Consider the following 26,291-nt stretch of genomic DNA (forward strand, 5'->3'; position numbering starts at 1 on the left):
TTGTTGTTTGTTTTATATGCCAGTGAAAAATCCCAATGTCATTATTTTGACTTCAGCAACCTTGCCGAGTTCCCCATAATGCCAATATCAGGCAGGGATTGCGCTGCGGCAGCGAGAACAGGCGGGAGGATACCCAGCGCGGCGAGAGATAATCCCACAAGGTTATAGATGGTTGTGAACGCCAGATTCGTCTTGACGATCCGCATGGTGCGGTGGGCGATCTTTAATACATCTGGCACCAAATTCCAGTCTTCGCGCATGAGGGCGATATGCGCCGCTTCGATGGCAACATCCGTGCCCGCCGCGCCCATTGCCATGCCGACATTTGCCTGGGCAAGCGCGGGCGCATCGTTCACACCGTCGCCGATCATTACGACAACGTGTCCCTTTGCCTGATATTCCTTGACCACATCGATCTTGTGTTCTGGTAACAGATTTGCACGGTAGGAGACACCCAATTTTTCTGCCAGCGCGGAAGCTGTTCTTTCGTTATCTCCCGTGAGTAGTTCAATATGCCGAATCCCGAGCGAACGAACTTCAGCCAGTGCATTAGGAACTTCGGAACGTAAAGTGTCCGCTGCCGCGAACACGCCCACCAACTCCTGATCACGTTCCATGAACAAGAGGGTCTTGCCTTGTGCTTCCAGGTCTTTGGCAATGGGCAATGATGCAGCAGAAGGGATCATGCGTCGATTGCCAATCCGAATAGCCTGGGCATTGATGATTGCCTGAACTCCATGTCCAGGGATGGCTTCAAATTTTTCAGGTTCGACCAAAACGGCTTTTTCCTCACGAGCCATCATACGCACGGCTTCCGCCAGTGGATGTTCGGAGTAGCGTTCGGCAGAGGCAGCAAGACCCAGTAAATCGGAACGTGCTAACCCATTTAACGAAACTACATCCGTAATCTGCGGCTGTCCGAGGGTGAGCGTGCCAGTCTTATCCACCAACAGAACATCGGCGCGCGCCAGTAGTTCGAGATACTTGCCGCCTTTGATGAGCAATCCGCGTTTTGCGCTTGCGCCCACCGAGGCAAGCATGGCAACCGGAGTTGCCAGCGCGAAGGAACAGGAGCAGGCGACCAACAGGACAGCGGCAGTGGATAATGGATTACGGGTAAATAAGAAGGTCAACCCCGCAATGACAGCGACCACGGGCAGATACCAGGCGCTGAATTTATCGGCGATCTGTTGAACGTCAGCGCGATGCGCCTCAGCCTCTTCCACCATTTTGACCACGCGTCCGAAGGTGGTGTCCGTTCCAATTCGGTCCGCGCGGATGCGCAGACTACCCAGTTTGGCAATCGTTGCCGCATACACATGGGTTCCGTTTGCGGCTTCAACAGGCATGGATTCGCCTGTAATGGCAGATTGATCAATCGTGGCTTGACCGCTGATGACTTCGCCGTCCACAGCGATCTTTTCGCCTGGACGGACGATGATCGTTTCACCGACTTTCACCTCGGTGACTGGGACTTCGACTTCCGCTCCATCGCGTTCCACACGAGCAGTTAATGGGGCGAGTGAGGTTAGTTCCTTTACCGCGCGGCGGGCAGATTCTGTGGTGAAGTTCTCGACATAATCACCGACTCGCATGAAGACAACGACAAGCGCCGCCGTGACCCATTGTCCAACCGCGAGTGCGGCAATGACACCGATGGTCATCAGGGTGTGCGAAATGATCTGACGTTTCAATGTGGCGCGGATGACGTTCAGAAAGACACGGTAACCGCCTGCGATGACCAACACGACACCCAACGGAAAGGGGACCAGGTCGTTGAGAAAATCGAACAAGCCCAAGCCTTCGCCGAAGATCACTACACTGAGGATAATGGCGAACACACTGACCAGCAGGATCGTCAGTCGGCGGTTGAAATCGCCCATTGAAACAGGATCAGCTTTGGGTGAGTCCGAGGCGGGGACATCATAGCCAGCGCCCTGAACCGCTGTGCGAATGGCAGGCAAATCCACTTTGGATGGATCGAGTCGCACAATCGCTTTTTCGGTGCCAAGAAACACATTGACGGATTGTACGCCAGGCAGTTTTTCGATGGCGTGTTGGACGTGTTGGGCGCATTCGGCACAGTCCATGCCTGAGATGGGAATTTCGAGGGTTTGTGGATTAGCCATTTAATCTCCTCTATCGTTATCATCAATTATCATTTCAACATTTGCAACCAACTGCCAATTACAGTGACAGACCTGCTTTCTGAAATTTGAGTTCAATCCTTTGGGCCATATCATTCATGGTTGCCTCCACTTGGGGGAACGCAAACCAAACGATGCCGATTCCGAATATCACGCCAGTGATCAATCGCATCCAGAGGTTGAAAGAACCAGCCGCATCGCCCGCATAGAATGTCGCTGGGAAAATGTGATTTGTCAGTGTGGCAAGCCAGGCATTGTTGTCGCGGAAACTGTTGCCAAAGTCAATAATGTCACTGATGAGATGTGTGCCGCCATCAACTGCCATCGGTAATGCCGAGAGCATCAAGGCTCGAAAGGAAAGTGCAAATAGCTTTTTGCGGACAAAGCCATACGCCAGCGCGGAGATCCATAAACTCCCGTACCACCACGTAGTCCGTTCGCACCAAGCCACTTTCCAGCCCATCTGCTGGTTACCCAAAAACTGGCGCAGGACAAGTGGATTGTTGGTCGGCTGCCAGGCCGTTTGAATTTCAGACAGTGAATAGGTCATCTTTGACCCGAATAGAAAGTAAGATCGCTCCGGAAGTTGATGACATTCAAGCGCATAAATCAGGTAAATTACCTTTGCTGCACCTGTCCAGCCAAATTTCATAAATACTGGCGCGAGCCAGGGCAGACCTATAAAAAAACCCCAAGCTACCGCAAAAGCCAATAACCAGTTGCGGCTCAACCAATGAACTATGCGATTGGCGATCACTGCGCCAGATTTCTTACGTTTCACGACCTCTAAAGTACTTGTCTCCATTGCTCTAACTCCTCAAGCGCGTAACATCCGCAACCCACTTCCAATGACGATAAATTCGCTGATCTCGTGTCCTAGCACTGCAATCGGCAGTGAAAAGGCGCCTGCAACCGCGCCGATGACCAGCGCGCCGATCACGATGGCGGATAGCGCCAGGTTCTGGTTCACCACCGATTGGTTGCGCTTTGCCAGCTTGAGCGCATACGCCAATTTTTCGAGATCGTCCGCCATGAGCGCGACGTCTGCGGTTTCGAGCGCCACATCCGTTCCGGCTGCGCCCATCGCCACACCCACGGTTGCCTCCGCCAGCGCGGGCGCGTCGTTTACACCATCGCCAACCATCGCCACGTGCCCGTAGCGCTGCGCGAGTTCGCGGACCTTTGTCACTTTATCTTCCGGTTTCAAGTCCGCGTAGATTTCATCAATGCCGAGTTCACGGGCAATGGCTTGCGCAGTACGTTCGTTGTCACCCGTGAGCATCACCACTTTTTCCACACCTGCCGCGTGGATAGCGTCAATCGCCTTTGCTGCGTTGAGGCGGATGTTATCGCGTATGGCGATCATACCCCAGGGAGCCTCTTCATCCCCAAGCACCACCACCGTTTTTCCCTCGCCCTGTAGCTGGTTGATGTCTCCCCACACCCCATCCAGTGAAACGCCCAACTTTGAGTGGAACATGTCTGGGCTGCCGACATAGATCGTGCGTCCGTCAAGCCTGGCCGAAGCTCCAGCACCGGTCAGGGAGCGGAACTCGGCCAATTCAGACGGCTGAATACCCTGCGCCTCCGCATGCCGGACGATAGCTTGCGCCAGCGGGTGTCCACTGCGACGCTCGATGCCCGCTGCCAACGCCAGCAGTTGCTGCTGCGAAGCGGCTAAGCGATCCGGGTCTTGACGCAGCAGGAGCACATCGGTCACTTCCGGCTCGCCACGCGTCAGCGTGCCGGTCTTGTCCATTGCGACCACCTTGACTTTCGCCAGTTCCTCGACATACACGCCGCCTTTGATGAGCACTCCCTGCCGCGCGCCAGTACCCAAGGAAGCCACCAAAGTGATGGGGATGGAAATGACGAGCGCGCATGGAGCGGCTGCCACTATGAATACAGTTGCGCGCGTAATCCAAGTGACCCAATCCGCGCTGAAAAATAGCGGCGGCACAATCGCAATTAGAATTCCAATCGCAAGCACAGCGGGGCTGTAGCGCGCGCCGAATCTTTCAATGAACCTTTGGCTCTTGCCCTTCTTTTCCTGGGCTTCCTCAACCATATGGATGATGCGGCTGATCGTGTTATCGGCAAAGGTCTTGGTGGCGCGTACTTCCAGCGCACCCTCGCCGTTGATGCTACCGGCGAACACAGGATCGCCGGGCTGTTTTTCCACAGGCACGCTTTCACCGGTGACTGGCGCCTGATTAACACTGGAAGCACCAACAAGAATCTCGCCATCCGTTGCCATCGCCTCTCCTGGCTTGACGATGAACACATCACCAACTTCCAGTTCTTGCACAGGGATTTCGCGCTCGACTCCACCGCGGCGCACAAGCGCAACTTTTGGTGCGAGATCCATCAACGCCTTGATGGCAGCGCGCGTTTTCTCTTCGGTATAACCTTCGGCAGCTTCGCTGATCGAATAGAGGAATACCAGCATCGCGCCTTCGCCTGCCAGACCCATGATCGTAGCAACGACAGCCGCTGTGCTCATTAGCAACTCAATGCCAATTTCACGCTCGAAGATCAGTTCTTCAATCGCTTCACGTCCGAAATAGTATCCGCCAATCAGAATCGCCGCGATGTAGACGACGGTTGAGAAAATTGCGGGTACACCTGCCAGCCCAAGTAACCAGCCAATTAACAGAAACACACCTGACGCAACTGATGTTAATACCTTGGGGTTACGCCAGGGCTTTGGTTGTTCTGCCATCTCCATCCCCTTCTGCGGAGGGAAGCCGAGTGATTCCAGTTTTTCTTTCACCGCTTCGGGCTTGGTGGAGGCAGGATCATATGTGATCGCTACCTTGGCGGACTTAGGATAGATTTTCAGTTCGGCAATGCCGGGAAAGCCTTGCAGGCCGCGCTCAATGGCGGCGGCGTCATGTTCGCAATCAAGGTTGGCGACACGAAGTTCGAGTTGTTTGGTGTTCATTGGTTTACTCCTATGCAGGTAAATGTGTAAATCTAACGGAGCAACAAGTGCTCTACTTAACGTAACGAAATTACCTCGCGGTACTTGCCGCCTGGCGTTTGCTCCGGCGGTTCATCGGCGTGCTCGAGTGTAACGTGATTGAGCTTATGGTTGGCGAGCAGGCATGTGATCTCGGTATGCACCGCATCCCACACGCGATTCGGCTCGGAGTCATGTGCCAGGCGCAGGCGCACGCGCAGGCTCAACGGCGCGGTCTGCAAGACCTGGAACTGCTCGATGCCTGGGATGTGATAAATCGAGGTGCCGAACAGCAGCGGCGGAACCGTAATCCGTTCACCATGATCCGTAGGAAAGACAAGCATATCAGCGGCGCGACCTTGCACGCGGATCGCAGGCAGCGGGTTCCCGCACGGGCAAGGATCGGGGCGCTCCAGGACGCTGTCGCCGAGGTCGTAGCGCAGGATCGGTTGCACCCGGTTGGCGAGGTTGCTGACGAGAACCGTGTACGATTGTATACCGGGCGGCACAGGCTGGTAGTCAGCATCAACCGGCTCGAGCACCACCCAGTCGCTATTGACGTGCAGCCATCCGTGTTCGCAGCTATAACTCATGAAAGGGCACTCAGAGGAAGCATACATATTACCAACTTTGGCGTTGAACACACTGGCAATGCGGTCATATTCGTTCAGAGCCAGTCCTTCAGCTGTCACGATAATCAGTACCGGCTTGATGTGCAGACGGCCGGATTCTTGTTCGTTGGCAAGCAATTTCATTACAGTCCCATAACTTACGAGAATGAGGGGCTGAAATGTGTTGAGTTCAGCCACAAGATCAGATAGGGGAGCGCGTACCGACAGGGGACATAACATTCTGCCGAGCCGCGCACCGAAGTAACTAATGCCGACGCCGGTGGCGGTTGGAGTGCCCATTGCAAGAACTAATCCGATGCGTCCGCCGGCGGTGATGATCCGGAGGATGTTGCGGACACCGAGCCAGGCGTGCAACATGTTTAAGAAGAGTGGCCCGACCACGGAAAGGGATCGCCTGTCTGCAAGAAAGATACCGTGAGTCCCGGTAGTTCCAGACGTTGTTACTACAAGGTACTTGCCCAAAAATTGCTTTCCGAACAGATTGGGGTTTTCAACGAAGTGACGAGCCTTCTCAAGCGTCACCTCATGGTCGGTGACCCAGTCGTCAAAACGCGCCATCAGCTTCTTCTTGTCGGTGATCGGCAGCAAGGTTGGATCCTCGACCCGCTCAGGCAAGCCTTTGTAAAGCTCGCGATAGTAGGGTGAGTTGGCACGTGCATAGGCCACCATCTCGGCAAGGCGTTTGCGCTGCCGCTGCTTTATCGTAGCCGGCCCTTGCTGTCTGGCTTTGCGCACGTCGAGCAACAACTGTAGAGTATTCTCGCTCAAAGTCATGTCTCCTGACTTGTTTCCAATTTGAGTTTTAACTTTCGACATCATTGGCCGTTGAACATGGCCGCCTTTCAACGTATCACTCGCGGCAAGAAGCGCCCCGTCCTCTTCATATACTCGCGATACGCGTCGCCGAATTTTTCGATCATCGCGCGCTCTTCACGCTGGATGCGGAGGAGAACGATCACACATATGCTTTCACAAAGTTCGCCGTGAAAAAGTACCATGATCCATGTATGGCTTGCAGTTGAAAGCCCACCGACTCTGCCAACCGCTGCACCGTCGTTCGCGATTGATAGTGCGGGTCGGGGAAGATTTCCGTGATCGAAAGCAGACCACCGGGTTTTAGCGCCGCTTGGCATTGATGCAGCGCTGCTGCCCGGTCTGGGATTTCGCCCAACACGGTGCAGAAATAAATCACGTCAAAATAATCTGGCGGAAAATGCGATTGCGTTGCATCGCCCAGGATTGGCGTCAGGTTCGACACGCCAGCCTGTGCTGCACGCGCTTTGAGCCGTTCAATCATTCCAGGCTGGATGTCCAAGCCGATAACTTCGCCGCCGGGCAGCACTCGCCGGGCGGCAGGGATGAGCAGCCGGCCCGGGCCAGGGCCCACTTCCAATACGCGCTGTCCCGGTCGCAGCCCAATGCGATCCAGGGTTGTCTGTGTGCTTATCAGCCAGTTCATTAATGGGCTTTCCAATGCCCCGGCAAAGAAAGTCGGACAGGGCATGGAGTGGCGACGGCTTACCCACCGCCACCACAGGTTCGCCAACACTAAAACCACTAGAAGTAGACTGATGACAATGTAGAATGTCATTGGGCTGATCTCCGTGGCAAGAAACGTCCTGTCCGTTTCATGTAGCAGTCATGAACGAATGAGCGGGCTTTCTGGATTTGTACAGCGACATAGTGCCGAAAATCGTTGCATATCGAGCCGTCTCCGTGACATCCTGAAAATCAGCTTTGTTAAAAAACACCGGCAGCAGCCCATTCACGTTGTCAGAAGTTGTACTGAAACCGTCCAAAAATTGCACCAGAAAGAAAGCCAGCCGCATTTTCACACTATTTGCCTTTCCCCAGTCTGCTACATGTAATTCACCGCCAGGTCGCAGGACTCGATATACTTCTTTTAAAGTGCGCTCCTTATCCTCACGCGTCAGGTGATGGAAGAGCAAACCAGAAAACACACGATCAAACGAGTTGTCGGGATATGGCAGATCAAATGCCATACCTTCGTCGAGAGTAATGTTTAGACCAGATCTGGAAATCTTCTCTTTCGCGATTCCAAGGGCCTTGGGATCACCATCCAAGCCAGTCACTTCCGTATTGGGGAAAGATTGCTTGATGATGAGCGTAAGTGTTGCTGTTCCGCAACCCAAATCCAGAACGCGATGATTTTTAGCAAGCCGAGCCTGACGAACAAGAGCTTGCTTGAACTCAGTTTCATGCATTAACTTGTCCATCACAGTGTCATAGAGACCAGTCAGCCATTCATATCGCAGGGCAGGAATATAGTTGGTGCGATCATCGTTCATGTTCTATTCTCCTTATCAGATAAAATCGTAAAATTGTTTTGATAACCAACAAACAATCGGCGGGACTTGGCCCACTTTCATTCTCGACCCCGTCATGTGAAAGATTCTTCACCCACAAGAGCATCATCGCGGCTTTGTTTGGAAATTGTCAGCATCAAGAGAGAGACGCCGAGCACGATAAAACCATCTGCCAGGTTGAAAGTCGGCCAGCGAGCCGCGCTCCAGCCCATATCCAGAAAGTCTGTGACGCGGCCATCGGGTAGGCGATCTACAAAGTTGGCTACTGCGCCACCGAGAATCATCCCAATGGGAAAGGCTGCAACAGGCGGAATCTCACCCGCACGCAGCGCGCGCACCATCCAAACTGCCAGGACGATAATGATGAGTCCCGTGAGTATCAGTGGTCCAATCCCGCCATTCGCGAACAATCCAAATGCCACACCTGTGTTGTAGCCCAACGTCAAACGAAAGAATTGTCCGATGAGAGGGATGGGGGTATAAAGCGACAGAGTCCTTTCGGCCCAGGTTTTGGTCAGCCCATCAACTGCAAGAGCAATAAGTAGTGCAATGAGAAAACGAAGTTGCAGTTTCATATCTACTTGCGACTTTCTGTCCGCGGGATGTTGTAACGAGTACATTCATAGACCCCGCGCGCGACATCCGCCAGAAGCGATTCAGCCAGAGCCAACAGTTCACCCACTCGATCATCGCTCAAATGATAGGTGACATAGCGGCCCTCCTGCTCAGCGACCACAAGGCCGCAGTCGCGCAAACAGCCCAGATGGTTCGAGACATTAGGCTGCGAGAGGCCGGTCGCCTCGACGATTTCGCTCACCGTGAGTGGGCCATTGCGTAGCGCATCGAGAATTCCCAGACGAGACGGATCGCCGAAGCCGCGGAATAGTTTGGCTTGGAGGTCGGTTTTGGAAGGTGCAGAGATCATAATCATAGTTCCTCATATCATTATATCAGTACTTAATGATATTTTACCCCGAGAGGAGAAACTGTCAAGGATTTATACGGCTTTTTCACTTGTTCTACACAACTTCTATATATCTGGGGATTATCCTGTGCGTAACTTCACAAACAGGAGATGCCCCATGAAATTCGTAAAAATCCTTCTCGGACTGGTCGCGGCTGGAACCGTACTGGTGGGCGGGTTCATGGCAGGAACTTTCATCACACAGATGCGCGCCATCAGCGCCCCAGTGCAACAATTTGCCCAACCGACATTCGTTCCACAACAGATTCAACCGACGATAGTTCCGCAACAATTCCAAGCAACATCCATTCCACAAGCGACACCGCCCGCCATTCCTCCGCAGGGACAGTGGAGACCAGGCTGGTGGATGATGAGTCCAGAGGGAGAATGGGAGCATGGTTGGATGACGAATCCGAACTACTCACAACAGGGACAACAAGGCTGGGGCATGATGCACGATTGGAACGACAATAACTGGAGTGGTATGCATGGCGGCATGATGAACGGAAATGGCAGTGGCTGGCAGGCTAACCCTAACTGGAACCTTACGCCGACTGTGCCAAACAGTTCACCGACTTCTCCCACTCCCTCAATATCCATTTCATTCAGAGATAACGTTCAGCCCATCTTTGTAGCGCGATGTGTCGCCTGTCACGGCGGGACGAACGGCTTGTATCTCGATACATATGAGAACGCACTGAAAGGCGGCGCCAGTGGCGCAGTCATTATCCCTGGCGATGTCTACAACAGCCGCCTTGCTTACTACGTGTACAGCGGCTACATGCCTTTCCGCAGCGCGCCCCTCACTCCAGCAGAAATCCAAACCATTTTGGATTGGATCGCAGCGGGCACTCAAAACAACTAACCATTTCAAAAATAAACAACAATAAGGAGATGATACAATGAAAAATATCGCGCTCTGGATCGTGATCGGCGTAGTCGCCCTGTTTGCTCTTGGCTTGGTTGGTGGCATGTTCATGCCCTTTGGATGGAACAATTCCGCCTATGGTTATGGCTGTGACGGCTGGAACGGCTACGGAAACATGATGGGTTATCGCGGGTACATGCCGATGATGATGGGCGGTTGGGGAATGCCTTTTGGATTTCTCGGCATGGCGTTCATGTGGCTCATTCCACTTGGCGTGCTTGCGCTCATCGTCGGAGGCATTTTTTGGCTGGTACGCACACTAACGCAAAAGCAGTCTTCCCCTTCCTAGGCATGCTCGAATAGCAGGAGATTGGTTTTGGCAGACAAAATCTTGGTCGTTGAAGACGAAGCGCAAATCACCCGCACCTTGCGGTTGTATCTCGAACAGGCTGGCTACCAGGTTGTCATCATCTCTGATGGCGCACAGGCAATGCCAGCCTTTCGGCATGAAAAGCCCGATCTTGTCATCCTGGATTTGCACCTTCCGCACGTGGACGGCTGGGAGGTCTGCCGCCAGATCCGCCGCGAAACGGATACACCTATCATCATGCTTACTGCCCGCAGTGAGGAGAGCGATAAACTGATCGGGCTGGAATTGGGCGCGGATGATTACGTCACCAAGCCGTTCAGTCCGCGCGAAGTGACGGCGCGCGTGCGCGTCGTTCTGCGCCGAAGCCGGGGACAGGTGCAGCCGCCGCCCATCCTGCGCGCCGATACACTCGTTCTGGACCTCGAAGCGCATACCGCGACCAAGGATGACCAGCTCCTCGATCTGACTCCAACCGAATTCGAGATTCTTGCCGCGTTCATGCGTCATCCAGGGCAGGCATTCACCCGATTACAGTTGGTCGAAGCCGCACAGGGCGTGGCTTATGAAGGGTATGAGCGTGTGATGGATCAGCACATCAAAAACTTGCGCGCCAAACTGGGTGACGACGCCCGCGCGCCGCGCTTCATTGAAACAGTGTTCGGTGTGGGTTATCGGTTTTCTGCGGAGTTTCGCCATGATGCGTAGTTTGTGGCTCAAGCTAATGGGTGCATTTTTATTGGTGGTTGTGGTCGGCGGCGGCATTGACACCTACCTGGTCAGCCGTTCGACGCAGACACAATTCAGCCAATACATCGATCAAAATGGACGGGTGTTTGCGCAGCAACTTGCCCCCACTCTTGCCCAGTATTACAGTCGTCAGGGGAATTGGCAGGGTGTGGAGAACTTGCTCAATAATCCCTGGGGAACATCCATGATGAATGATGGCATGGGGATGATGGGAGAGGACAACTGGGGCATGTGGCAGGAAGGAAATGGAATGGAAATGGGCGGCGATATGATGGGTTCTGCCTCCAATCCCTGGAACATGATGGGAGTGCGTCTCCTGCTTGCCGACGCGCAGGGGACGATTATCGCCGATAGCGCCGCGCAGGATGTTGGAAAGAGTCTTTCATCAGCGGATTTAGCAGCAGGTGTGCCTGTCATTGCAGGAAATCAGCAGGTGGGAACGCTTCTGCCTGTTTATGCGAGTCCAAATGCAACCAGCCCCGCTGGGGAATTTGTCTCATCGGTCAATCGGTCCACATGGTGGGCGGGTATCATCGCCGCGGTTGTTGCGTTGCTGCTTGGCTCATTGCTTTTCTTTCATATCGTTGCGCCTATACAACGACTAACCTCCGCCGCTCAAAAAATCGCGGCGGGAGATTTGCATCAACGTATTCCGACACAAGCGCAGGATGAAATTGGTACGCTGGCAACTGCGTTCAATCAAATGGCGGACTCGCTTGCACAACATGAAGAATTGCGCCGCAATCTGATCGCGGATGTCGCCCATGAACTGCGCACTCCGCTTACGGTGATTCAGGGGAATCTGGAAGCCATGTTGGATGGAGTCCTGCCCGCCAGTCCACAAGAAATTGCTACACTGCGGGATGAAGCAGCATTATTGACTCGTCTCGTTTCGGATTTAAGATTGCTTTCGCTGGCGGAAGCGGGTCAATTGAAGCTGGAACGCGTGAAGATCGATCCCGCTGAACTCATTATGCGGGCAGTCGAGCCGTTCCGTTTGCAGGCACAATCCAGCCAGATTGAACTCGCATTGGAACTTGCGCCCAACTTGCCATCTATTAGTGTGGACGCGGACCGTATCGCCCAGGTAATTCGCAATCTGCTCAGTAATGCTTTGCGTCACACACCTGCAGGGGGACGGGTTACAGTGACATGCAGAAACGATAAAACCCAGAGCCTCCTCATCACGGTATCTGATACAGGTGAGGGCATTCCACCTGATGATCTGCCCTTTGTCTTTGACCGCTTCTATCGCGCTGACAAATCCCGTTCACGCGCCAGCGGCGGATCGGGGATTGGGCTGGCGATTGTAAAACAATTAGTAGAGGCGCACGGCGGGAAAGTACGGGCGGAAAGTCAGTCAGGGCAGGGAACAACGTTTGGGTTCACACTGCCATCTTGACGAATCTTCAAGCAGGGGGTATGATTGCAAATAGTTGAGCAACTATTCAACTATTTAGAGATGTCTATGGATACCTTCTTGAAAATCTTTCTCCCCGTTTACTTCCTGCTGTTCTTTGGACTCGCCATGTTCTGGCGCTCGTATATTGCCTGGAAACGAACAGGCATCAACCCCTACAAACTTGGCAATGGCGATACCGTTCATGACTTCGTTGGCAAACTATTCCGCCTGACCCTGATCGCCACCGCGCTGATCGTGTTCGTGTTCTCCTTCCTGGAAGGTTATTATGAATGGTTTTCGCCCATCACATGGATGATTTCCTCCCCGTTGACAGTGATCGGGATCGCATTGCTCATACTGGCTTTGATCTGGGTGTTGGTCGCCCAAATCCAAATGGGCGACTCGTGGCGGATCGGCATTGACGAAGAAAGCAAATCCACTTTGGTTCAGCATGGCTTGTTCGGCATTTCGCGCAATCCCATCTTCCTGGGGATGCTGATTATGCTGGTGGGGCTGCTATTGTTATTGCCCACTGCAGCCACCCTGACCGTTACCGTACTTGGTTTTGTCCTGATCCATGTTCAAGTGCGGCTGGAAGAAGCATTCCTCACAGAGAAATATGGCGAGGACTACCGCAAGTACCAGATGAGTGTTCGCCGCTGGATCTAATCGTGGCAAAGGATAAGGTCACCCCTGCAGTCGCCTCCGATCTCGCCAACCTGTTCGATGCGTTGAGCGACCCGACGCGCATTCTCATCATCAGCGCTTTGCTCGATGGGGAAGTCGGCGTCAGTGAACTTGTGGAGCGCCTGGGGCTGACCAAGTCCGCGGTCTCGCATCAGTTGCGTGGACTGCGTGACAAGCGGCTTATTCGCACCCGCAAACAGGGACGTAATGTATTCGTTTGTCTCGATGACGATCATGTGATCGAACTGTTCAAGCGCGGACTTGATCACGTCCTGCATGGTTAATTATGAAGAACACCATTCAACGAGTTGTGCTAACCCTCCTGCTCCTCCTGATCCTGATCGGGATGGCAGGGCATTGGGTGAACACTGCCAAAATCACGGCTCACGCTTCCAGTGAGTCAGTCTGTGTCATCCATGCCGGGATTCTCCTGCCAGAACAGCCCAAGTCATCACAAACCAAACCTGATGTCTCCGTAATGCCAACGCCGGATCAGATTATTCCCTGGTGTTTGCACGAAAATATTTCCCACCCACCAACAGTTTAATTTTGACCTTTCAGTCTGTTGCCCTGCCTTTTCAAGGCGAGGGCTATTAACCATTTCCCGTACCTGCTAGTTGAAAAGGACATACCTTATGGAAAAAACAATCGAATTGGAAATACCCCTGCTTTTGCCCAATGTGAAGGATGAGCAGGATGAATGCCTCAACCGTCTCGAAGTCTCTCTACAGAATCAAAGGGGCATCCTGCGCGCCCATCTCGAGCGCGAGAAAACGCCCGTGGATCTGTGCCTGCATTACGATCCCAACCTGCTGACCCTCGAACAGGTGAAGCGATTGGCACAGCGTGCAGGAGCTGGTATTGCCAACCGTTACCATCACCTTTTCACGCCCATCGAGGGCATGGATTGTTCGGACTGCGTGACGGTCATCGAACATGGTCTTGGTCGCATGGACGGCGTACTGGCAGTAAATGTCAACTATGCCGCCGCAAGTTTACGCGTGGAATATGACAAGCATAAGGTAGATCGTCCTGCCATTGAAAAGCGCGTTCAATCCCTGGGCTATGAAATTCCCGCAGAAGGATTCCGCAGTTGGTATAAAGAGAATCGTGAAATTGTATTCAGTCTCACAGCAGGATTGCTCCTAATAATCGGCTGGCTTGGGGAAACCTTTTTCGGTCTGCCCGCATGGATCGCAACTACGCTCTATATTGGCGGATATGTCTTCGGCGGTTGGGATATTTCGCAACACGCCTGGCACGCGATCAAAGAGAAACATTTCGACACCGACTTGCTGATGGTCATGGCGGCGCTCGGCGCGGCGTTCCTCGGCGAGTTTGCCGAAGGCGCGCTACTTCTCTTTCTTTTTAGCCTCGGTCACGCGCTGGAGGAACGCGCCCTCGACCGCGCCCGCGCTGCTGTACGCGCGTTGGCAGACCTCGCACCGAAGACCGCTCTTGTCCGCCGTGATGGAAAAGAGCAGGAACTTCCCGTCGAATCCCTGCAATTGGAAGATGTTGTGATTGTCCGCCCTGGTGTGCGTATTCCTGTGGATGGCGTCATCCTGATAGGAAACTCTGGCGTGGATCAAGCCTCGGTCACAGGCGAATCTCTCCCGGTGGATAAAGTTCCGGGCGATCAAGTATTTGCCAGCGCGGTCAACGGCGAAGGCGCGTTGGAAGTAAAAGTGACACGGCTTGCCAAAGACTCCACGCTTGCGCGTGTCATGAAAATGGTGGAAGAGGCGCAGGCGCAAAAATCACCCACCCAGCAAACGGTCGAAAAGTTCGAGCGCGTCTTTGTTCCCGCCGTGTTGATCGTTACAGCGTTGGTCATTATCGTGCCTCCGTTGCTTGGCTTCCCTTTCCACGAATCATTTCTTCGCGCCATGACCCTCCTCGTCGCGGCATCCCCCTGCGCCCTCGCGCTTGGCACGCCTGCCACGATCCTTGCAGGTGTGGCGCAAGCTGCGCGTAACGGCGTGCTGGTCAAGGGCGGAGCGCATCTCGAAAATCTCGGTCGGCTCAAAGCCATCGCCTTCGACAAGACGGGCACAGTGACTCATGGTCAGCCTGAGGTAACGGATGTGGTGGCGATTCAGGAATCGGGACGGAAAGAGGCGGATGTTCTATCCATCGCGGCGGGCGCGGAATCTCGATCTGCACATCCGCTTGCTCAAGCGATTGTCCGTTCGGCTCGGACACAGGGTGTGCCTGCTTCCACTATGGACGAAGTCGAGGCGCTGACGGGACGCGGTCTGCGCGCGGTCACGAACGGCAAAACGATCTGGATCGGCAATCGCAAATTAATGGATGAGGCAATGGTGACGATTCCCGCCGATGCGCTTCAAAAAGCTGACGCATTACAGCAAACGGGCAAGACCCTGATGTGGATCGCCGAAGAGAAGACTGCCATCGGTTTGATTGCTCTCGCCGATACGTTGCGCCGCGAAGCTGCCCCGACGATGAAAGCCCTCAAGGGCGCAGGCGTGGCGCATACCATCATGCTGACAGGCGACAACACGCGTTCCGCCTCCGCCATTGCCCATGAAATCGGTTTGACCGAATATCGCGCCGACCTCATGCCGGAAGATAAACTGACGGTCATTCGAGATTTAGTGAGGGAGTATGGTCAGGTTGCAATGATTGGCGACGGCGTGAATGATGCGCCTGCGCTGGCAAACGCGACAGTGGGTATTGCGATGGGCGGCGCAGGCACGGACGTTGCGCTTGAAACCGCCGATGTTGCCCTGATGGGTGATGATCTCTCCAAGCTACCATTTGCTGTTGGATTGGGTCGCGCCACGCGTGCAATTATCGTTCAGAACCTCTTCATCTCGCTAGGTGTGATCGCCCTGCTCATCATCACCTCCCTAACAGGCATCGTTAGCATCGGAATTGCCATCATCTTCCACGAAGGCAGTACGTTGGTCGTTGTGGCAAATGCGTTGAGGTTGTTGGGGTATAAGGATGCGCATATTTGAGTATAAAAGATAATAAATAGATACTGGTGCAACTCTCGATCTTTTATTCGGTAAAAGGAGATAATCATGGACATACGAATGGCTTTCGCGTCAACGTATAACCGCTGGCTCTACATAGCAGCGGTCGCATCGTCAACAGCGGGCATCATCCATGCCTACTACATGCCCGAACACTTTGAAATGTGGGTGGGCTACGGAATTTTCTTCTTGGTTGCCACCGTCTGCCAGGTCTTGTGGGCGCTTGTCGTGCTTGCCGACCGTCCGATCCATCGCACGGTGTTATGGGCAGGCATCCTCGGCAACGCTGCCATCATCGCCATGTGGATCGTTGCGCGCACCATCGGCAACCCGCTTGGTCCAATGGCAGGTGAAATCGAAGAGATCGGCGTGCTGGATACCCTATCCAAAGTCACGGAACTGACGGTGATCGTGTGCTCGGTGGCGCTGTTGCGAATGAAATCGGTCACTAACGAACATAACAGCAGAGTTATCGTGTGAACAACATTCTTCAACTGCTCGGTTATGCTTTGATCCCTGCCGCAACGATGACACTCGCGGGAATATGGGCTACTTTGCGCGTGCCTGGCGAGAACCTGCGCAGCGCCTTAATGCATTTCGCGGCGGGCGTGGTATTTGCCGTTGTCGCAGTCGAGTTCCTGCCCGATCTCGTTCACGAACATTCTGTTCTGGCAACGGCGGTTGGATTCACCCTGGGGACAGCCGCCATGCTCGGGGTCCGCTTGTGGAGCGAAACAAGGGCGAAGAAGAATCTCGAAAAAAGCGAAACAGCTTCGGGAAGTTTGATCGTCGCGACTGCTGTGGATATCGTCGTGGATGGTTTGATGCTGGGCATCGGCTTTGCGGCGGGCGCAAAGCAGGGTATTCTGTTGACCGTCGCGCTGGCATTCGAATTAATCTCGCTTGGTTTGGCGGTTGTACTGGAACTCAAACAAGGCAGGATATCGCGCGGTCGGATACTTTCCAGCATCATTGCCTTATCGGGATTGTTTATCTTTGGCGCTGTGGCAGGCAGCGCGGCGCTTTCACTCATAAGCGGAGCTTTGCTTGCGGGCGTGATTGCTTTCGGAGCGGCGGCGTTGCTCTTTCTAGTAACGGAGGAATTACTCACCGAAGCCCATGAGGTGGCGGAAAATCCGCTGTTGACCTCCGCTTTTTTTGTTGGCTTTCTGGCAGTCTTCCTGCTTGAATTGTTGAGTTGATTCGACCATCCAATGGACCTCGAAGCCGTTACGAACTTGATTATTGTCATGGGCGCAATTGCCCTGGGTCTTGCCGTCGTTATGAGTTGGCTGGGCAGTATCCATCACCTGGATGCGCCACGTTTGATTTCGAGCGGGTGGTTTGCCTTTCCTGCCTGGGCGCAGGTCGTCTTCGGATTTGCGGCGATTGCCTTTTTTATCTGGTTTGGATTTCTGCTGTGGATTCCTCTTCCATTGCGATTGCCCGAACCTGTAATATCGCTCGCGCGTCCCCTTGGGCGGATCATCTTTCTCGTCGGGCTGTGTCTCACCCTGTGGGCTCGCCGGGCATTGGGCGCGATGTATGGTGTGAGCACAGGTTCGTCCGCACCGTTGCAGGAGAGGCATCGCCTCGTCCAGCGCGGACCATATGGTTTCATCCGCCATCCCATGTATCTCGGCTACTGGCTGGTGATGTTCGGAATCCTGTTGACATATCTCACATGGACGCCGTTGGTGTTGTTGATAATGACCGTGCCTTCGTTCTCTCGTCGAGCACGGCGCGAAGAGAGTTCGCTGGAAGAGAGATTCGGCGCGGAGTGGCAAGTCTACGCGGCACGGGTACCAAGGTTCCTGCCACATTTGAAATTAAAAGCGAAGGAGAAAAACATTGATAACACGAATGGGTACCAACATTGATTAAGTGGCATTGGATTGTCTTGCTTGTCGGGTTTGGGCTGTATGTGCTCGTTCCGATCCCAGGAATTTTGCCGCACTCCGTGGATGTTGTGGTGATGATATTGTCGGGGATCAGCCTGCTTTCCGTCGCCATATTTGGGTTTGATACAGTTCATGTGGAGGGAGGTCTGGCAATCTCAATGGTCACCCTTAGCCTGCTCATGCTTATCGCAGGCATCGTACTGGCGTGGCAGGGTCATGGATATATCTTGTTCCTGCTTGCCGTGCCAGCCCTTGGGCTTGGGATGTTTGGCGCGAGAAAATTAATGGATAAAAGAGAGAAACATGATTAAGAAGAATCCGTATTTTGTGCTGTTTATCTTGACAGCAGCGATAGCTTTGGGAGTTCTGATTGAAGTCGTATTTAGAAAACCTTATTCCTTTCACGGCACGGTGATCGACCCTCCATTGCCTGTGACAGACTTTTCCCTCCAGACTGCCAACGAAGAAGTGTTTCGTCTGAGTGAACAAAAAGGCAAAGTTGTATTGCTATTTTTTGGATACACCAGTTGTCCCGATGTTTGTCCCGTCACCCTGGCAACCTTCAAACAGGTCAATGATAACTTGGGGGAGGATGCGCAAAAGGTTCGTTTCGTGATGATTACCGCAGACCCGGACCGTGATACGCCTGATAAAGTTGCCGAATATGCTGCGCGATTCAATCCTGAATTCATAGGACTGAGTGGCGATATGACAGCGCTTGCTTCAATCTGGAAGGAGTTGGGAGTTTTTGTTGAGAAGCAGGAATCAGGTAGCGCAGCTGGTTATCTGGTAAGCCACACGGCAAGTGTGTATGTTCTGAATCAGAGTGGCAGTCTGTTCATGACCTTCCCGTATGGTACGACTGCCACAGAGATTGCAGATGATATTCGCCAGATCTTGAAAGAGTCAAATTAGCAATCTTCGATCCAGATATTCAATCTTAAAGTTATATTATTACGAGGATACCAATGCAACCTAAAAACAAGAAATCCATTTCCACAAAAAAGGCAGTGCGCCAAGCGGAACGCCGCCGCCAAAAGTTGCGTAATGGCATCATCTCCGGCACTCTGGTTTTAGCTGCCATTATCGTAATTTTTCTCATGTTCAACGCCAGGGAGCAGGTGAAACAACAGATCGATGGGGTTACGGAATATACCGCTCTTAGCCGGGACCATGTCGGTGAAACCGTAAGTTACGACCAGACTCCACCTGTCGGGGGATCTCACAATCCTGTCTGGCAGAATTGCGGTGTGTATACCGAGACCATCGCGAATGAAAATGGAGTTCACTCCCTTGAACATGGCGCGGTCTGGATCACCTACCGACCTGACCTGCCTGACTTGGAAGTTCAGACATTACAGACACTTACCCGTCAAAGCGGTTTTCGCTTGCTAAGTCCATACCCAGATCTGCCCAGCCCGATTGTGATTTCTGCCTGGGGATATCAACTTCAGGTGGAGCAGGCTGATGATCCCAGGTTAAAGGACTTTATTGAACAATACGAACTGAGCCCACAAGGACCTGAGCCGGGAGCGCCTTGCACGGGTGGAGTGGGGCAGCCAGGCTAGGAGACACGATGATGATGACCGAACAATTACCGCCTGAGACATCCTTGCCCCGCGCGGTGCGCACGTTTGATGCTCTCATGCTCTTATCATTCGCTGTATTGCTGGTGATTGTGGCAGTGCTTGCCTTCTGGCTGGGCACACGGCAGTCCTCTGCGCCCGGCGAAAACTCTCCTGAGGTAGGCTTTGCCAGGGACATGATGATGCACCACGCGCAAGCTGTGGATATGGCTACACTGCTTCGTGACCGGACAGAAGACCCGGAAATGCGCCAGCTTGCCCTGGACATTATGCTGACACAACAAGCGCAGATTGGTCAGATGCAGGGATGGCTGGCAGTATGGCAATATCCAATCGCCAGCACCGACCCGGCTATGATGTGGATGGACATGCCTGTCAATGGTGGAATGCCTGGGATGGCCACCCAGGCGCAGTTGAATGAATTACGCGATTTGCAGGGTGTGGAAGCCGATGGATTATTCCTGCAATTGATGATTGCCCACCACCGTGGTGGAGTGCTCATGGGGGAGGCGGCGCTGGAGAGCGCCAAAAGCCCCGAAGTGTTGGCATTAGCACAATCCATCGTCAATGCACAAACAAGCGAAATTGCTGCCATGCAGGACCTTCTGGTTCGTAAAGGGTTTCCGCCTGTAACGGACGAACCGACAGAAACGAATCATGAGGGTATGTCGCCTTGATGAGGTTGTCATTGACAAAAAAAACGACTGAACAATACTGGTTTATCCAGGCGTCTTGCTGCGAACCAAAGGTTCAAAGTAGACGATGAAAGTCAAATTCTATTTTCAAGAAGGACACATATGAAAAACAAACTTTTGATTTCCGCAATCCTGCTGGCAACATTGTTGGTCAGTGGATGTGCAAAGTCGGGCGAATTCAAGGTAATGGATGCCTGGGCTCGCCCTGCCGCTTCGGGCGATAACGGCGCGGTATATTTCATTATCAGTAATGCGACCGACGCGGATGATACATTGCTCAGTGTCAGCACGGACGTTGCATCTGCTGCCGAGGTTCACATGAGTATGATGGATGACAATGGCGTGATGTCCATGCAAATGCAGGAGGCTTTGCCTATCCCTGCGCAACAGGAGATCATTTTCAAACCTGGCGGCTTGCACGTCATGCTCGTTGGCTTGACGCAGGATTTGAAGGTTGGCGACACCATCACACTCGTATTGAATTTCAAAGAAGTAGGTAGTCTGACGATAGAAGCCTCGGTTAGAGAAGAGTAATCGGCTGGATGGTCTAATATATTCGAAGAGCGGTTGCCCCCGGATTAAAGAGTGGTTTATGGAAGCAGATATTTTGCTCATTGAAGACGAAGCGGAGTTCGCCGACTATCTCAAACGCGGGCTGACATATGCTGGATATAGAGTACGCCTTGCCCACAGTGCGGAAGAGGGGTTGGAAAAATTCGACCAGGACCGACACCGCCTCCTCATTCTTGACGTGATGCTGCCCGGCATGAACGGCATGGATGCCTGTCGTCGAATCCGGGAAAAAGGTTTCACGGGTCCGATATTGATGTTAACCGCTCGCAACGCGATTCCCGACCGGGTGCTGGGTCTGGATTCTGGCGCGGATGATTACCTCGTCAAGCCGTTTGCATTCGAAGAATTGCTGGCCCGCATACGCACACTTCAGCGACGCACTGGGGCGTCAACATCTTCCATCAATTTTGCCGATATGGAACTTGATATGGGCCTCCATGCAGCCCACCGTGCAGGAAAACCCATTCCCCTAACTCGTACAGAATTTGATCTGCTAAACTACTTTCTAAGACATCCTCGTCAAGTGCTGACACGCGAAGAACTCATTTTGAATGTGTGGGGACAAGATGCCGGGATTCAACCCAATATTTTGGATGTATACATCGCTCGTCTGCGCCGAAAAATCGGTGAACCACCGCTCATTCACACGATATACGGTATCGGCTATGTACTGAAGGAGGAGACAGTATGATCCCATTGAGGTGGAAACTGGCCCTCTGGCATTTGAGCCTGACCGCTCTTGGTCTGGTAGGGTTGCTTCTGATTTCCTACCAGACCTTGTCACAATCCCTGCGCGCGGAGGTGAACAATACACTGGCAGAACGAGCCAGGCATGTCGCAGATGCGGTTGCCATCGTCCCCAACCGGCCAATTGAGGGAGTGTCACAGGAAGCCACCGACGAGTTTCGTTCGCCTGGGGTTTACGTGCAGATATTCAATGCGGAGGGCACGCTTGTGGCTCGCTCATTTAACCTTGGAATTCAGCAAATCCATGCACCCGCCTCGGATCTCAATCGCGTGTTGAAGGGTGAGAGTTTCTATGACTCGGCGGAAATTTCAGGTTCTCCTGTGCAGTTATATTTCCAACCGATTCAACGCGACGGGGAAATAGCAGGGGCGATTCTGGTGGGTGAGTCATTGGTTGGACTTCAATCCACATTGAGCCGTCTGCGTCTTATCTATACCATCGGCGCGGTTTCCGTGTTGCTCTTTGGACTGGTAGGCGGGTGGACTCTTGCCCGGCTGGGCTTACGTCCTGTAGCGCGAGTTACGCGGACTGCCCAGGATATTGTGAAGGCTGAAGATCTGTCTCACCGCGTTCCGTACACGGGTCCGGCTGATGAGGTTGGCGCACTGGCAACAACGTTTAACGAGATGTTGAATCGCTTGCAGGCATTGTTCGAAGGTCAGAGGCAATTTCTTGCTGAGGCTGCTCATGAATTGCGGACTCCGCTGGCATCCATGCTTGGCAATGTCGATTTGCTTGTTTCTTTTGGTGATGATGTAAGGCGGAGGCGCGAGACCATTGCCGCACTCCAACGCACCGGAAGACACGTAACACGCTTGTTGGATGACCTCCTGCTTCTCGCACAAGCCGAGACCGGCTTGCATCTGGCGTCGTTTGAAGCGATTGCGCTTGATGACCTTCTCATCGATGTATATGAGTCGGTAATGTTGACCGCTGGAAATGTTAATTTGAAGCTTGAACGTTGCGATCCAGTTTCTGTACGCGGCGATCCCAATCGCTTGCGACAGGTGTTCATGAATTTGATTGACAATGCGGTGAAATATTCGTTGCCTGGTGGAGATGTGACTATCAGTCTTTTCATCAGGGATTGCTGTGTACATGTCACGGTCCGCGATCATGGTCCTGGCATTCCAGAAGAGTTGATCCCACTAATTTTCGAACCTTTTTTTCGTGCACCTACAATCGGTAAGCGCATCCCAGGTGCGGGCCTCGGATTGGCAATCGTCCGCTGGATTGTGCGTGAGCATGGGGGCGAAGTGAATATTCGAAGTGAGTCGAACAAGGGTACGACTGTAGCTCTCACTTTGCCAGCCCTCGCTGATTAGTCTCTTACCATTTATTCAGAATTAATACAGAACTTTCTTAGTCAGGGGGCTTAATATAAATGTGTGCATGCAAGATTTACAAATGTTTCAGCCGTCAACTCTGGCGGTGTATTAACGGTAATCCGTGTGCCATAGAGGGCGCAGGGAACCAGTTGTCTGGTAGGTTTTGCATGCACACTATTGGTCGCAACCCCTAAGCGCAAGGCTAAGGATAATCATGACGCAACCTGCAAAAATCGGTTTCAAAAGCCGGATTTGGATTTTATTGCTGCTGCCAATCCTGGTTCTAGGCTGTTCCATCGTGACATCAATCAATCGTCAACCTGCTGCCGGACCCATCGAGAAGTCTGTTATTAACATGGCTCTGCCAACTCCTACTCAATTGGACATACCGAGCGATGTGACTGAAGAGGAGATGGTGCTTGTAAATTTATATGCTCGTTCAAATCCGGCGGTGGTTGGCATCTTCGTATATGGACAAGTTTATCCCATTACTGATGGACAGAATGGCGGGCAGATTGTACCCATTGGACAGGGCTCTGGTTTTGTTTATGACACAACCGGTAATATCATCACCAATGCCCATGTTGTCAATGGTGCGGAACAGCTGGAGGTTGTCTTTTTCGACGGGACCACTCTTAACGCAGACATTGTGGGGAAGGACCTGAACAGCGACCTGGCTGTAATTAAAGTGGATCAACTTCCCATTGGTATCGGTCCGCTTGCAATGGGTAATATGGCAGAACTGGCGGTGGGACAAACCGTCGTTGCGATTGGTAATCCTTTCGGATTGGACGGAACATTAACACGCGGAATTATCAGCGCACTTGGGCGCACGATCCCCGCCCTGACGCCTTTTTCCATTCCGCATGCCATTCAAACCGATGCAGCGATCAATCCGGGGAATTCTGGAGGACCCCTTCTTGACCTGCACGGACATGTCATTGGCGTGAATGCTCAGATCGAAACGGATGGGACGAGTCGTAGTAATAGCGGTGTAGGTTTTGCCATTCCGGTAGACGTGGTTGAACGGGTTGTCCCGATTTTAATTGAGAAGGGTGGTTATGACTGGCCCTGGCTTGGAGTGCGCGGTAGAAACCTTGTTCCTGTTTTGGTTGACGCCATGAATCTGCCGGTTGAGCGTGGCGCGTATATTCTGGAAGTGACAACCCGCGGCCCTGCAGAAAAAGCTGGAGTGCGTGGTGCAAACGAATCGAAAACAATTAACGGGTCCGTGATTCCTGTGGGAGGCGATGTGGTCACAGCAATTGATGGTCAACCAATCAACTCCTTTGACGATTTATTAATCTACATCGCAATGCAAACCAGTCCGGGTCAGAAGGTGAATCTGACTGTATTGCGGGATGGCGAAACCCTGGAAATAAGCGTTCTCCTGGAAAAGCGCCCGGATACGCTTCGGGCAGAGTCACCAGCAAACGTTCCCTGACCGATACTGGAAATGCGTAGATATGGAAACCCCTGTAGTTGATCCGGTTTGTGGAACAAAGTTAAACCCGGGCACTGTCACATATAAGTACCAATATCTGGGGCGTACTTACTATTTTTGTTCTCTCGAATGCACAATAGCCTTCGATGAAGAGCCTGAAAAATATAAAGTTGATATTGACATGGATTTTCCGTTTGAAGAAAGCAGGTGAAATGGGTATCGCCATTGGCTTATGCGGAACTCTTTTGAAGACCGCAAGAAAAATCGTATGGGCTGAGCTTAAATTCTTACTACCTGGAGGATTGTGATCGCATGAACCGAAAAGAACGTACCGTACTTGTTACCATTATCATCAACGCGTTGCTCATTGTTTTCAAGTTCTGGCTGGCGGGTGCTTCCGGCAGTCTGGCATTACGCGCCAGTGCCCTGCACTCCATCGCGGATGCAACGATTGGCGGCTTTGTCCTTATCGGTCTTTGGATCAGCCGCTGGGATGACGCGCGCAACCGGCGCAAGGGACAGGTGAGCGCAGTGGAAAATTGGGTGGCTCTGGCGGTAGCCGCCGCCATCTTCTACGTGGGCTTTGACATTGTGGTCGAAGTCCTCGGTGGTCAATCTCCCGAACTTAAGAATCTGGGTCCCATTACCCTCGCTTCGCTTGTCACGGTGGCAGTTGCCTACTTTATTGCGCGCTATAAACTTTACGTGGGCAGGCAGACCAACTCGCCAGCGCTGATCGCCGGAGGCTACCATTCTCAAATGGATATCTATGCCTCCATCGTGGTGGTGGCGGGACTCGGCGGCGCGGCTCTCGGGCTCCCCAATCTGGACCGGGCGGCTGCGGCAGTTGTTGTTGTCTTCATCCTTTTTTCCGGCTATGAAATCGCTTCTTCGGCGATCAGCGCTCTGCGTCACCGCCAGGCGCTGGATATCGAAGGCGAGAGCGGTCAACCGCATGTCCACGAGCCGGCCGGGATATGGCGCGCTTTTATTCCCGTTTCTGCCTTGACGCTGCTCGCACTTTATATGCTATCAGGCTTCTACATCGTGAGACCGGGCGAGGCAGCAGTAGTGCGCCGTTTCGGAAGTGTGATTGCCGGGAATGTCGGACCCGGCTTGCATTATCGCCTGCCCTGGCCGGTGGGTCGCGTGGATGTGATCGCACTCAATGCCATCCGTCGCGCTGAGGCTCCCTCCAGTCTGATGCTGACCGGTGACGAGAATCTGATCAATGTTCGTCTCAGTGTCCATTACACTGTTACCGACCCCGCCAAGTTTCTGCTGAATGTGGTTGACCCCGAAGCCTTGGTGCAGCAAGCCGCCGAATCCGCGATGCGACAAGTAGTGGCGAACGAGGCAGTGGATGCCTTGTTGACCGTGGACAAAGCCTCCATCCAGCAAAAAGCGGCGCTGCTTGCACAGGAGTCCTTGAACAACTACGACTCCGGTTTACAGGTGGTGGGCGTACAACTGCTGGAAAGCAGTCCGCCTCCGGAAGTTGCCGATGCTTTTCGTGATGTTGCCAGCGCCCGCGAGGATAAGAACACCTTTATCAACGAAGCATTGGCATATCAAAACGAGATCTTGCCGGTGGCGCGCGGCGATGCGGAGAAAATCATCCAGGCGGCGAACGCCTATCGTTCCGAGAAAATAGCGCAAGCCACAGGTGAAGCATCGCAGTTTGCCAGTCAGCAAGGCGCATACGCTCAAGCTCCCGATATTACCCGTTTGCGCCTGTATCTTGAAGCCATCGAAAATGTTCTCCCCGGCGCGCGCAAGTTCGTGCTGGATGCCGCTGTGAAATTACAGACCACCGACTTGTGGTTCCCCGGTCTCGGAAACACCCAGACTTTTCCTCCCCAGCCTTGAAACGAATTTCACCGCCAAACACATATTCTTTGATCTATG

Annotated in this window: 29 protein-coding genes; 21 read left to right on the plus strand and 8 right to left on the minus strand. The window is 53.1% G+C overall.

The features are described from left to right. Positions 1–41 precede the first annotated feature (41 nt). The 8 genes from HS100_12735 to HS100_12770 all read right to left on the minus strand — a co-directional run bounded on the left by HS100_12735 (position 42) and on the right by HS100_12770 (position 8,999). On the minus strand, positions 42–2,129 hold the full coding sequence (locus HS100_12735; GenBank protein MBE7434774.1) for a cation-translocating P-type ATPase: 2,088 nt from the start codon (positions 2,127–2,129) through the stop codon (positions 42–44). A 58-nt stretch (positions 2,130–2,187) separates the two neighbouring features. Next, positions 2,188–2,952: a DUF2085 domain-containing protein gene (locus HS100_12740; GenBank protein ID MBE7434775.1), complete on the minus strand. Its 765-nt coding sequence runs from the start codon at positions 2,950–2,952 to the stop codon at positions 2,188–2,190. A gap of 12 nt (positions 2,953–2,964) precedes the next feature. Next, a complete protein-coding gene (gene cadA / locus HS100_12745; GenBank protein ID MBE7434776.1) occupies positions 2,965–5,091 on the minus strand; it encodes a cadmium-translocating P-type ATPase in 2,127 nt (708 codons plus the stop codon). Positions 5,092–5,147: 56 nt separating this feature from the next. Further along, positions 5,148–6,509, minus strand: coding sequence for a phenylacetate--CoA ligase family protein (locus HS100_12750; protein MBE7434777.1), 1,362 nt, complete (start codon positions 6,507–6,509; stop codon positions 5,148–5,150). Positions 6,510–6,696: 187 nt separating this feature from the next. Further along, a complete protein-coding gene (locus HS100_12755; GenBank protein MBE7434778.1) occupies positions 6,697–7,245 on the minus strand; it encodes a methyltransferase domain-containing protein in 549 nt (182 codons plus the stop codon). 124 nt (positions 7,246–7,369) lie between these two features. Then, complete coding sequence (locus tag HS100_12760; GenBank protein MBE7434779.1) at positions 7,370–8,050, minus strand: class I SAM-dependent methyltransferase; 681 nt, start codon at positions 8,048–8,050, stop codon at positions 7,370–7,372. A gap of 92 nt (positions 8,051–8,142) precedes the next feature. Then, positions 8,143–8,643 (minus strand): signal peptidase II, encoded by a 501-nt coding sequence (lspA, locus tag HS100_12765; protein MBE7434780.1) that lies wholly within the window; start codon positions 8,641–8,643, stop codon positions 8,143–8,145. 2 nt (positions 8,644–8,645) lie between these two features. Further along, a complete protein-coding gene (locus HS100_12770; protein ID MBE7434781.1) occupies positions 8,646–8,999 on the minus strand; it encodes a winged helix-turn-helix transcriptional regulator in 354 nt (117 codons plus the stop codon). 151 nt (positions 9,000–9,150) lie between these two features. Here HS100_12770 and HS100_12775 point away from each other — a divergent pair, with 151 nt between their 5' ends. From HS100_12775 to hflK, 21 genes are all read left to right on the plus strand, one after another. Then, positions 9,151–9,897, plus strand: a complete 747-nt coding sequence (locus tag HS100_12775) for a hypothetical protein (protein MBE7434782.1) — start codon at positions 9,151–9,153, stop codon at positions 9,895–9,897. Positions 9,898–9,934: 37 nt separating this feature from the next. After that, entirely contained in the window at positions 9,935–10,249 is a 315-nt protein-coding gene (locus HS100_12780; protein ID MBE7434783.1) for a hypothetical protein, read from the plus strand. Between the two features lie 27 nt (positions 10,250–10,276). Continuing rightward, a complete protein-coding gene (locus HS100_12785) occupies positions 10,277–10,975 on the plus strand; it encodes a response regulator transcription factor (protein ID MBE7434784.1) in 699 nt (232 codons plus the stop codon). Next, positions 10,965–12,419, plus strand: coding sequence for a HAMP domain-containing protein (locus tag HS100_12790; protein ID MBE7434785.1), 1,455 nt, complete (start codon positions 10,965–10,967; stop codon positions 12,417–12,419). The genes HS100_12785 and HS100_12790 overlap by 11 nt, the downstream gene beginning before the upstream one ends. 78 nt (positions 12,420–12,497) lie before the next feature. Continuing rightward, a complete protein-coding gene (locus tag HS100_12795; protein MBE7434786.1) occupies positions 12,498–13,088 on the plus strand; it encodes an isoprenylcysteine carboxylmethyltransferase family protein in 591 nt (196 codons plus the stop codon). A 2-nt stretch (positions 13,089–13,090) separates the two neighbouring features. Further along, positions 13,091–13,390: a winged helix-turn-helix transcriptional regulator gene (locus tag HS100_12800; GenBank protein MBE7434787.1), complete on the plus strand. Its 300-nt coding sequence runs from the start codon at positions 13,091–13,093 to the stop codon at positions 13,388–13,390. A gap of 2 nt (positions 13,391–13,392) precedes the next feature. Then, complete coding sequence (locus HS100_12805) at positions 13,393–13,653, plus strand: hypothetical protein (GenBank protein ID MBE7434788.1); 261 nt, start codon at positions 13,393–13,395, stop codon at positions 13,651–13,653. Positions 13,654–13,741: 88 nt separating this feature from the next. Further along, positions 13,742–16,090 (plus strand): cadmium-translocating P-type ATPase, encoded by a 2,349-nt coding sequence (cadA, locus tag HS100_12810; protein ID MBE7434789.1) that lies wholly within the window; start codon positions 13,742–13,744, stop codon positions 16,088–16,090. Positions 16,091–16,156: 66 nt separating this feature from the next. Further along, positions 16,157–16,588 (plus strand): hypothetical protein, encoded by a 432-nt coding sequence (locus HS100_12815; protein ID MBE7434790.1) that lies wholly within the window; start codon positions 16,157–16,159, stop codon positions 16,586–16,588. 47 nt (positions 16,589–16,635) lie between these two features. After that, positions 16,636–17,310, plus strand: a complete 675-nt coding sequence (locus HS100_12820; GenBank protein ID MBE7434791.1) for a transporter — start codon at positions 16,636–16,638, stop codon at positions 17,308–17,310. 12 nt (positions 17,311–17,322) lie between these two features. Next, positions 17,323–17,988 carry an isoprenylcysteine carboxylmethyltransferase family protein gene (locus tag HS100_12825; GenBank protein MBE7434792.1) on the plus strand — a complete coding sequence of 222 codons (666 nt, stop codon included), beginning with the start codon at positions 17,323–17,325 and terminating at the stop codon, positions 17,986–17,988. Then, positions 17,985–18,320, plus strand: a complete 336-nt coding sequence (locus HS100_12830) for a hypothetical protein (GenBank protein MBE7434793.1) — start codon at positions 17,985–17,987, stop codon at positions 18,318–18,320. The genes HS100_12825 and HS100_12830 overlap by 4 nt, the downstream gene beginning before the upstream one ends. Next, positions 18,313–18,924 (plus strand): SCO family protein, encoded by a 612-nt coding sequence (locus HS100_12835; protein ID MBE7434794.1) that lies wholly within the window; start codon positions 18,313–18,315, stop codon positions 18,922–18,924. Before HS100_12830 ends, HS100_12835 begins: the two co-directional genes overlap by 8 nt. A 53-nt stretch (positions 18,925–18,977) precedes the next feature. Continuing rightward, a complete protein-coding gene (locus HS100_12840) occupies positions 18,978–19,577 on the plus strand; it encodes a DUF3105 domain-containing protein (protein ID MBE7434795.1) in 600 nt (199 codons plus the stop codon). A 77-nt stretch (positions 19,578–19,654) separates the two neighbouring features. Next, on the plus strand, positions 19,655–20,272 hold the full coding sequence (locus tag HS100_12845; GenBank protein MBE7434796.1) for a DUF305 domain-containing protein: 618 nt from the start codon (positions 19,655–19,657) through the stop codon (positions 20,270–20,272). 120 nt (positions 20,273–20,392) lie between these two features. Further along, complete coding sequence (locus tag HS100_12850; GenBank protein ID MBE7434797.1) at positions 20,393–20,824, plus strand: copper chaperone PCu(A)C; 432 nt, start codon at positions 20,393–20,395, stop codon at positions 20,822–20,824. A 58-nt stretch (positions 20,825–20,882) separates the two neighbouring features. Beyond that, positions 20,883–21,554: a response regulator transcription factor gene (locus tag HS100_12855; protein MBE7434798.1), complete on the plus strand. Its 672-nt coding sequence runs from the start codon at positions 20,883–20,885 to the stop codon at positions 21,552–21,554. Beyond that, on the plus strand, positions 21,551–22,936 hold the full coding sequence (locus HS100_12860) for a HAMP domain-containing protein (protein ID MBE7434799.1): 1,386 nt from the start codon (positions 21,551–21,553) through the stop codon (positions 22,934–22,936). The genes HS100_12855 and HS100_12860 overlap by 4 nt, the downstream gene beginning before the upstream one ends. A 217-nt stretch (positions 22,937–23,153) precedes the next feature. Next, positions 23,154–24,383 (plus strand): trypsin-like peptidase domain-containing protein, encoded by a 1,230-nt coding sequence (locus HS100_12865; protein MBE7434800.1) that lies wholly within the window; start codon positions 23,154–23,156, stop codon positions 24,381–24,383. Between the two features lie 22 nt (positions 24,384–24,405). Beyond that, entirely contained in the window at positions 24,406–24,594 is a 189-nt protein-coding gene (locus HS100_12870; protein MBE7434801.1) for a YHS domain-containing protein, read from the plus strand. Between the two features lie 101 nt (positions 24,595–24,695). Then, the gene (hflK, locus tag HS100_12875; protein ID MBE7434802.1) at positions 24,696–26,252 is read left to right on the plus strand and encodes an FtsH protease activity modulator HflK; all 1,557 of its coding nucleotides are present in this window, start codon (positions 24,696–24,698) and stop codon (positions 26,250–26,252) included. Positions 26,253–26,291 lie beyond the last annotated feature (39 nt).

It is taken from the genome of Anaerolineales bacterium (assembly GCA_015075725.1).
GTDB lineage: Bacteria > Chloroflexota > Anaerolineae > Anaerolineales > Villigracilaceae > Villigracilis.